A 7,925-nucleotide genomic window follows, 5' to 3' on the forward strand; every position below is an offset into this window, starting at 1 on the left:
CTGCTGATGCTGGAGGCGGTCGCCGGCCGGGCGGCGGTCGGCCGTGCCTACGAGGAGGCGCTGCGCCGGCTCTACCTCTGGCACGAGTTCGGCGACGTCCATCTCATCCTCCCGGAGGAGAACCCTCACACAGAGCGTTGCGGCGGCAACTCGCGGTGAGCCGGGGTGATGCTCGGTGTGAGCCCGCGCATAGGGCCTGCATCACGTACGAAGGGGCATAGGAGATAAACCGCCCCCACATGAACGGGACAGACGGCCCTGTCTGTCCCGTTTTGCCCTTCCCTGATCCACTATGCGGGATCGTACGTCACACCTTTGCCTGGGCATTTTGCGCCCGCTAAGAATTGCTTCCGTCGCTCAGCGCCGCGGGTTTCGGCCCCGCGGCGTTCGTGCGGGAGGAGCCGATTCCCCCGGCGGACGCAGGAGCGACCTCCGCGCTATTCGAAGAGGTCCATCAGCCATGCCCAAGAACATCCTCAACCGAGCTCATAGTCGTCTGCTGACCAAGCAGCGCAAGGTCGCCGTCGCCGGTGTGGCCGCGCTCGGCACCGCCGCCCTCGCCCTGTCCGCCGCGCCCAGCAGCGCCGGCACCGTGACGACCGGCACCCCGGCCCCGACCGCCCAGGTCGCCACCGGCACCGTCCTGCACCACGTCAAGGGCACGGTCACGGACCAGCTCGCCGCCGAGAGCATCAAGCTCGACACCCTCGCCGCGCAGAAGAAGGCCGCCGACGCGGCCGCCGCCAAGAAGGCCGCGGAGGCCGCCGCGAAGAAGGCCGCCGCCGAGGCCGCCGCCAAGAAGGCCGCGCAGGTGCGCGCCGCCAAGGCCGCCGCCGGCCGCTCCGTGCAGCGCCTGGAGATGCAGCCGGTCGCCGCGAAGACGTACGCCGACAACCTCGACGGCTGGATCCGCGAGGCCCTGGACATCATGAAGTCCAAGGGCATCCCGGGCAGCTACAACGGTCTGCACCGCAACATCATGCGGGAGTCCTCCGGCAACCCGAACGCCATCAACAACTGGGACATCAACGCCGTCAACGGCATCCCGTCCAAGGGCCTGCTGCAGGTCATCCCGCCGACCTTCCAGGCGTACCACGTCCCCGGCACGTCCTGGAACATCTACGACCCGGTCGCCAACATCACCGCCGCCGCCAACTACGCGGCCGACCGGTACGGCTCGATCGACAACGTCAACAGCGCGTACTGAGGCCTGGCGCGGGACCTCTGCGACGTGAAGCCGAAGGGCGGCACCCCGATCACGGGGTGCCGCCCTTCGGCGTCGTACGCGCGCGCGTAGGGTGCGCGCGGGGCGCGGCCACGTGCGCGTGACCACGTGCCCGACTACTTGCGCATGACCTCCGGCTCGTGGCGGCGCAGGAAGCGGGACACGAAGAAGCCGCAGATCACACCGAGCGCGATCAGCGCGACCATGTCCAGGCCCCAGGCCGAGGCCGCGTGGTCCCACAGCGGGTCGGTGCTGCCCGGGTCGTCGGTGTTGGGTGCGATGTTGTTGAAGTCCAGCGTGGTGCCGGCCGCGGCCACCGCCCAGCGCGAGGGCATCAGGTACGAGAACTCGTTGACGCCGAGCGTGCCGTGCAGGGTGAAGAGGCAGCCGGTGAAGACGACCTGGATGATCGCGAACATCACGAGCAGCGGCATGGTCTTCTCGGCGGTCTTCACCAGCGAGGAGATCACCAGGCCGACCATCATCGAGGTGAAGCCCAGCGCCATGATCGGCAGACACAGCTCGAACAGCGTCGAGCCGCCGAGGACCAGCCCCTCCTTCGGGATCTCCCGGCTGGAGAAGCCGATCAGGCCGATCATCAGGCCCTGGAGCACGGTGACGGTGCCGAGCACGACGACCTTCGACATCAGGTACGCCGAGCGGGACAGGCCGGTCGCGCGCTCCCGCTCGTAGATCACCCGCTCCTTGATCAGCTCACGGACCGAGTTCGCGGCACCCGCGAAACACGCGCCGACGGCGAGGATCAGCAGGACCGTGGTGGCGGTGCCGTTCGGGACGGGCAGGCCGGTCTTCGGGTTGGGCGGGTTCACCAGCAGGCCGCGGTCGTGCTCGATCAGCAGGCTGACCGCGCCGAGGACCGCGGGCAGGATCACCGTCAGCGCCAGGAAGCCCTTGTCGGAGGCGATGACCGACACATAGCGCCGGATCAGGGTCATCAGCTGCGAGCCCCAGCTCTGCGGCTTGGGCGGCCGCACCGCCTGCGGCGGCGGCATGGCGACGGACTGCGGGGCGATCGCGTCGATCTCCGCGGCGTACATCTGGTAGTGCTGCGAGCCCTTCCAGCGGCCCGCCCAGTCGTAGTCGCGGTAGTTCTCGAACGCGGAGAAGACATCGGCCCAGCTGTCGTAGCCGAAGAAGTTCAGCGCCTCCTCCGGCGGGCCGAAGTAGGCGACCGCGCCGCCCGGCGCCATCACCAGCAGCTTGTCGCACAGCGCCAGCTCGGCCACCGAGTGGGTGACGACGAGGACCGTACGGCCGTCGTCGGCGAGACCGCGCAGCAGCTGCATGACGTCACGGTCCATGCCCGGGTCGAGACCGGAGGTCGGCTCGTCCAGGAAGATCAGCGACGGCTTGGTGAGCAGCTCCAGGGCCACCGACACGCGCTTGCGCTGGCCGCCGGAGAGCGAGGTGACCTTCTTGTCCTTGTGGATGTCGAGCTTCAGCTCGCGCAGCACCTCGTCGATGCGGGCGTCGCGCTCCTGCGCCGTGGTGTCGGCCGGGAAGCGCAGCTTGGCCGCGTACTTCAGGGCCTTCTTGACGCTCAGCTCCTTGTGCAGGATGTCGTCCTGCGGGACCAGACCGATGCGCTGGCGCAGCTCGGCGAACTGCTTGTACAGGTTCCGGTTGTCGTACAGCACCTCGCCCTGGTTGGCGGGCCGGTAGCCGGTGAGCGCCTTGAGCAGGGTCGACTTGCCGGAACCGGAGGGACCGATCACCGCGATCAGCGACTTCTCGGGAACGCCGAAGGAGACGTCCTTGAGGATCTGCTTGCCGCCGTCGACCGTGACGGTCAGATGGCGGGCCGAGAAGGAGACCTCACCGGTGTCGACGAACTCCTCGAGGCGGTCGCCGACGATCCGGAACGTGGAGTGGCCGACGCCGACGATGTCGCTCGGGCCGAGCAGCGCCGAGCCGCCCTTCGCGATCGGCTGGCCGTTGACGTAGGTGCCGTTGTGCGAGCCGAGGTCGCGGATCTCGAAGCGGCCGTCCGGCGTGGCGTGGAACTCGGCGTGGTTCCGGGAGACCTGGAGGTCGGAGACGACCAGGTCGTTCTCCAGGGCACGACCGATGCGCATCACGCGGCCGAGCGCGAACTGGTGGAACGTGGTCGGGCTGCGGTCGCCGTGGACCGGCGGCGCCCCCGCGCCACCACCGGGCGTCTTCTGCGCGTAGCTCTCCGCCGGGCCGCCCTGCTGCTGCGGGAACGCGGACGGCTGCTGCCAGCCTGGCTGCGCCTGCTGAGGGGCCGGTGCCTGGTGGGGCACGGCCTGCTGCGGGGCGGCCTGCTGGTGCGCGGGTGCCTGCTGGGCCCAGCCGGGCGCGCCGGCGCCCTGCGCCGCGTACGGCGCCGCCGTCTGCGCCTGCTGCGCCGGGCCGCCGACCGGCGCCGCGGCCGCGGACAGGTTCAGCCGCGGTCCGTCGGTCCCGTTGCCGAGGTGCAGCGACGAGCCGGGGCCGATCTCCATGTGCTGGATCCGCTGGCCCTGCACGAAGGTGCCGTTGGTGCTGCCGTGGTCTTCGATGACCCAACTGCGGCCGTTGAAACTGACCGTGGCGTGCCGCCAGGACACCCTGGCGTCGTCGAAGACGATGTCCCCCTGCGGATCGCGTCCGAGGGTGTATGCCCTGGATGGATCAAGCGTCCAGGTACGTCCGTTTGTTTCGAGTACGAGTTCCGGCACTCCATGCCCCACTGAGTTGTCCCCCGAGTTACCCCCATCGCAGGGAGTCTAGGGATGTCGAACATCGTGGGGAACTATTTCAGGCTCGGCCCCCTGACCGAAACCCGGGCCTTGCCACGCGCTCCCCCACGCGCTCCAACTCGCCCCGCGGACGCGGGTGAAACCGGGTCGGAGAGTGGTAATCCCCGCGAGGGGGACAAGCGGCGATCGGTGCCGCGGCGTGGATCGGGGCGCCTGCGACGAGTGCCGTCCCGGGCTCCGAGACCGCGCGGCACCGTGCGCGGCTGCCCCCGGGCGGCCGTCCCGCTGTCCGTGATCGTCGCCGTGAGCTGGGCGTTGCCCGGCCCGACGGGCACGGCCGCCGCTCGGACTTCATCCGCTGCGGGCGGACGCGGCGGGCCCGCCGCGCCCCATGACGGCGGCCGTCGTGGCGCTCGGGGCGGGCGGTTCGGTCACGCCGTCGGGCGATGTGTCCGCCTTCGGCCGGAAAGCAGCCGAGGCCCGTACCGCCATCGAGTTCACGCCACTCGGCGTCGGCCTGGCGGGTGGGCCACTGCCGTCCTGGGTCTTCGTACGATCCGTCCACACGGCCGGAGTTGCGCCCGTGCCGGCCGAAGTCCTCGCGCGCGCGGGCGCGGTGGTCGTGCTCTTCCGGGCCGTGCTCGGCGGTCTGTCCCGGCGCCGCCCGGCAGCCGGAGGGCTGGGCATGCCCGGCCTCGGGGGCATGGATCCATGGACACCGCCTGCTCGTCGTCCCTGGTCGCGAGTAACTGCTCCCGGCCCCCTGGGCCTTGCTCGGATCGCCGAGGGAGTGTGGTGGCGAGGGTGGGGACAGCAACTCGGGGACGACGCCGGGGACGGAGATGGGGCCGTGAGGCATGGCGACAAGCACCGGAGCGCGGGCGCGGGCTGCGGCGGTGCGGGCCGGCCCTTCTTGAGCGGTGGCGGACGATGCCGGGGCGCTGGCCGTGGGAGCGGGGCCGGCGGTGCGGGGTGACGCTTCTGGGCCGAGCCCGCGGTCGGGCCGTGTGCCCCGAGCAGGCCGTACCGGCCGTCGAACCCGACACGTACCCGTATCCGCGCGTGCCGGACGAGGTGCGGGACGGCGGGGTGCCGACGACTGCCGGGGAGGACGTGTCCGGCGTACCCGCTCTCACAGGACCGCTCGGGGCACTCCTCACCCGACGCCCCGGCCGGGCGAGCGCCCGCCGGGCACGCCGGACGACGGTCGGCCTCCCCCTTCCCCGCGAGGCCGGTCGCCCGCACAGCGGAGTCGGTGCGGATGCCCCGCCGGCAAGGAGCCCGTGTGACCTGAGGGCCTCGGGCGGGCGCACGATGTCGGGAGCTGGGCGGGCCAGGACGCGTACGAGGCCCAGGCACCGCCAGGTGATCGTTCCGCCGGCGGCGGGGCCCGGCAGGGCGGCACGCGGCGGGGAGGCGGGCGCCCTGATCGGGAGCACGGCGCGGTACGCAGTGGTGCCGTACGCCGTGGCGCCGCACCCAGCGATGTCCGCTCCCGTGGATGCCGCCCGGCCTCGCCCATGGGACCCTCATGAGGGAACCGGAGCGGTAGCGGGCCCCGGCGCGAAGCCGCTTCCCGGTGGCAAGATCCCCGACACCGGCCCGACACCCATTGTTCCGTGTCCGTCAGGCGGACCTCGGCGGCGGAAGGCACTGGGTGCCGGATACGGTGGTGACACCATGAGCGCTTCGCAGACCTCCGCCTCAGAGACCTCCGAGGTCCCCACCCTCCTCGTCAAGATCTTCGGCAAGGACAGGCCGGGCATCACGGCCGGCCTCTTCGACACCCTGGCCGCCTACCTCGTCGACGTGGTCGACATCGAGCAGGTCGTCACCCGGGGCCGCCTGGTGCTGTGCGTCCTGGTGACCCAGCCGCCGGCCGGTCTGGAGGGTGACCTGCGGTCCACCGTGCACAGCTGGGCCGAGTCGATGAAGATGCAGGCGGAGATCATCTCGGGGCACGGCGACAACCGGCCGCGCGGCCTCGGGCGCTCCCTGGTGACCGTCCTCGGTCATCCGCTCACCGCCGAGTCGACGGCCGCGATCGCCGCCCGGATCGCGAAGGCGGGCGGCAACATCGACCGTATCTTCCGGCTCGCCAAGTACCCGGTGACCGCGGTGGAATTCGCGGTGTCCGGCGTGGAGACCGAGCCGCTGCGCACGGCCCTGGTCTCCGATGCGGCGGCACTGGGTGTCGACATAGCGGTGGTCTCGGCGGGCCTGCACCGGCGTGCCCAGCGGCTGGTGGTCATGGACGTGGACTCGACCCTGATCCAGGACGAGGTCATCGAACTGTTCGCCGCGCACGCCGGCTGCGAGGACCGGGTCGCCGAGGTGACGGCGGCGGCGATGCGCGGGGAGCTGGACTTCGAGCAGTCGCTGCACGCGCGCGTGGCCCTGCTGGAGGGGCTGGACGCGTCGGTGGTGGACAAGGTGCGCCAGGAGGTCCGGCTGACGCCGGGCGCGCGCACCCTGATCCGCACCCTGAAGCGGCTCGGTTACCAAGTGGGTGTCGTCTCCGGAGGGTTCACCCAGGTCACCGATGATCTGAAGGAGCGGCTGGGGCTGGACTTCGCGCAGGCCAACACGCTGGAGATCGTCGACGGGAAGCTGACCGGCCGGGTCACCGGGGAGATCGTGGACCGGGCGGGCAAGGCGCGGCTGCTGCGCCGGTTCGCCGCGGAGGCCGGGGTGCCGCTGTCGCAGACGGTGGCGATCGGTGACGGAGCCAACGACCTGGACATGCTGAACGCGGCGGGCCTGGGTGTGGCCTTCAACGCCAAGCCGGTGGTGCGGGAGGCGGCGCACACGGCGGTGAACTTCCCCTTCCTCGACACGGTCCTCTACCTGCTGGGGATCACCCGGGAAGAGGTCGAGGCCGCCGACATGCACGACGAGGACTGAGCGCGGCTCCGCGCGTCTCCCGCCGGGAGGGGCGCGGTCCGGGCCCGGCGGCCGGGAGGGCCCGGCACCCTGTGCGGTGCCGGGCCCTTCGCCGTCGGTGTGCCGCCTCGGGTGCCGGGTCAGTCGGAGGGTGCCCAGTAGTCCGTGAGCGTGGCCACGGCGGGTTCGAGGCCCTTCCAGGGGCCGTCGTAGGACAGCAGGGCGAAGGCGGCGGCGGGGAAGCCGCGGCGGTTCATCCGGTCGCGGGCGTCGTCCTCGGCCGAGCCGGCCAGGATCTCGGCCAGGCCGTGGACGCCGGGGTTGTGGCCGATCAGGATCACGTTCCGCGCCTCGTCCGGCAGCTCGTTGAGCACGGCGATCAGCTCGCCGGGCGAGGCCTCGTAGACCCGCTCCTCGTAGACGGTTTTCGGCCGGTGCTCCAGCTCGTGGACGGCGAGCTTCCAGGTCTCGCGGGTGCGGGTCGCCGTGGAGCACAGGGCCAGGTCGAAGGTGATGCCGGTGTCGGCCAGCTTGCGTCCGGCGACTACGGCGTCCGTGCGGCCCCGCTCGGCGAGCGGGCGCTCATGGTCGGGAACCTGGGGCCAGTCGGCTTTCGCATGCCGGAAGAGGACGATCCTGCGGGGTTCTGCGACGCTCATGAAACCCAGCTTCGCATGAAACAGGCCACCCGGCGCAGGGAGTTGACGTGCGGATCCACCGCGCGAGGGGGCTTGCCGTCAGCGCACGAGGAGCTGCTGGGCGCGCTCCAGCAGGCGCGCGATCGCCGGGTCGCCGCCGGCCGCGTGGGCGTCCGACGGGTTCAGTATCAGGGCGAGCAGCACGAGGAACGCGAGAGCGGGCAGGGCGAGCGCCCACCAGGGCAGCCGGATGTCGACGCCGCCCATGGGCGCCGGGTGGGGCCGGGTGGGGGTGCGGGCCGGCATGGTCGCCTCCGAGAGTCTTCGAGCGGGTCCGTGACCGCCTGCCGCGGTCACCTCTCGAAGCTACGGAATCCGGGGCCGCCGGCCCATCCGGAATCCCACCCAGTCGACCCTGACCCTGGCCCCCTAGGGGACGGTGGGGCCAGCCCCACC

The 7,925-nt window shown here is 71.6% G+C and carries 7 protein-coding genes; 4 read left to right on the forward strand and 3 right to left on the reverse strand.

Annotated elements, in window-relative coordinates; genetic code table 11:
• On the forward strand, positions 1 to 159 hold a 159-nt coding region (locus tag CCN44_RS43680), incomplete at its 5' end, for an S-adenosylmethionine:tRNA ribosyltransferase-isomerase (protein ID WP_143650237.1).
• A 301-nt stretch (positions 160 to 460) separates the two neighbouring features.
• The gene (locus CCN44_RS36205) at positions 461 to 1,207 is read left to right on the forward strand and encodes a transglycosylase SLT domain-containing protein (protein ID WP_059248556.1); all 747 of its coding nucleotides are present in this window, start codon (positions 461 to 463) and stop codon (positions 1,205 to 1,207) included.
• Between the two features lie 134 nt (positions 1,208 to 1,341).
• Here the strand turns inward: CCN44_RS36205 and CCN44_RS36210 are convergent, their stop codons facing one another.
• Positions 1,342 to 3,927, reverse strand: a complete 2,586-nt coding sequence (locus CCN44_RS36210) for an ABC transporter ATP-binding protein/permease (RefSeq protein WP_059248557.1) — start codon at positions 3,925 to 3,927, stop codon at positions 1,342 to 1,344.
• 412 nt (positions 3,928 to 4,339) lie between these two features.
• Between CCN44_RS36210 and CCN44_RS47955 the strand changes: the two genes are divergently transcribed.
• Positions 4,340 to 4,924, forward strand: coding sequence for a streptophobe family protein (locus CCN44_RS47955; RefSeq protein WP_414820544.1), 585 nt, complete (start codon positions 4,340 to 4,342; stop codon positions 4,922 to 4,924).
• Between the two features lie 704 nt (positions 4,925 to 5,628).
• A complete protein-coding gene (gene serB / locus CCN44_RS36220) occupies positions 5,629 to 6,852 on the forward strand; it encodes a phosphoserine phosphatase SerB (protein WP_059248558.1) in 1,224 nt (407 codons plus the stop codon).
• 119 nt (positions 6,853 to 6,971) lie between these two features.
• Here serB and CCN44_RS36225 read toward each other — a convergent pair whose 3' ends face one another.
• Both CCN44_RS36225 and CCN44_RS36230 read right to left on the reverse strand, forming a co-directional pair.
• Positions 6,972 to 7,490, reverse strand: coding sequence for a SixA phosphatase family protein (locus tag CCN44_RS36225; RefSeq protein WP_086702875.1), 519 nt, complete (start codon positions 7,488 to 7,490; stop codon positions 6,972 to 6,974).
• A 78-nt stretch (positions 7,491 to 7,568) separates the two neighbouring features.
• A complete protein-coding gene (locus CCN44_RS36230) occupies positions 7,569 to 7,775 on the reverse strand; it encodes a hypothetical protein (RefSeq protein ID WP_059248560.1) in 207 nt (68 codons plus the stop codon).
• Positions 7,776 to 7,925 lie beyond the last annotated feature (150 nt).

The organism is Streptomyces tricolor, from assembly GCF_002155905.1.
In the GTDB taxonomy this organism is placed as follows: domain Bacteria; phylum Actinomycetota; class Actinomycetes; order Streptomycetales; family Streptomycetaceae; genus Streptomyces; species Streptomyces tricolor.

Bases quoted from the DNA above. Each gene is read 5' to 3' on its own strand.
- CCN44_RS36205 (WP_059248556.1), top strand. From the start codon at position 461: ATGCCCAAGAACATCCTCAACCGAGCTCATAGTCGTCTGCTGACCAAG.
- CCN44_RS47955 (WP_414820544.1), top strand. From the start codon at position 4,340: ATGACGGCGGCCGTCGTGGCGCTCGGGGCGGGCGGTTCGGTCACGCCG.
- serB (WP_059248558.1), top strand. From the start codon at position 5,629: ATGAGCGCTTCGCAGACCTCCGCCTCAGAGACCTCCGAGGTCCCCACC.
- CCN44_RS36225 (WP_086702875.1), bottom strand. From the start codon at position 7,490: ATGAGCGTCGCAGAACCCCGCAGGATCGTCCTCTTCCGGCATGCGAAA.
- CCN44_RS36230 (WP_059248560.1), bottom strand. From the start codon at position 7,775: ATGCCGGCCCGCACCCCCACCCGGCCCCACCCGGCGCCCATGGGCGGC.